Genomic DNA, 450 nt, shown 5'->3' with positions numbered 1-450 from the left:
CGCTTGCGCACGGCCGGATCCTCCAGGGCCTTGCGCACGCCCGCGTTGACCTTGTCCACCACTTCCTTGGGCAGGCCCTTGGGGCCGAGGATGCCGTAGTAGGCCATGCGGTTCACGGGCTCCAGGCCGATCTCCTTGAACGTGGGCACGTTCGGCAGTGCCGCGACCCGCTGCGGCGCGGCCACCACGATCGGCACCAGGCGGTTGTCCTTGATGAAGGGCAGCGCCGACGGCAGGTTGTCGAAGATCATCGGCACCTGCCCCGCGACGGTGTCGTTGAGCGCGGGCCCCGCGCCCCGGTAGGGAATGTGCGTGACGAACGCCTGCGTCAGGCTCTTGTAGAGCTCCATCTGCAGATGCCCGATGCCGCCCGTGCCCGAGGTCGAATACGAGTACTTGCCCGGCGACTTCTTGATTTCGGCGCAGAAGCTCTTGTAGTCCTTCGCCGGG

Annotated in this window: 1 protein-coding gene; it reads right to left on the bottom strand. The window is 66.9% G+C overall.

What is annotated here, in order from left to right; all coding sequences use genetic code 11:
* Positions 1-450 (bottom strand): tripartite tricarboxylate transporter substrate-binding protein (locus FJV41_RS57385; protein ID WP_281291676.1); only part of this gene is annotated, 450 nt, incomplete at both ends.

It is taken from the genome of Myxococcus llanfairpwllgwyngyllgogerychwyrndrobwllllantysiliogogogochensis (genome assembly GCF_006636215.1).
GTDB classification, from domain to species: Bacteria; Myxococcota; Myxococcia; order Myxococcales; family Myxococcaceae; genus Myxococcus; species Myxococcus llanfairpwllgwyngyllgogerychwyrndrobwllllantysiliogogogochensis.
This window is presented reverse-complemented; position numbering and strand designations above follow the sequence as displayed.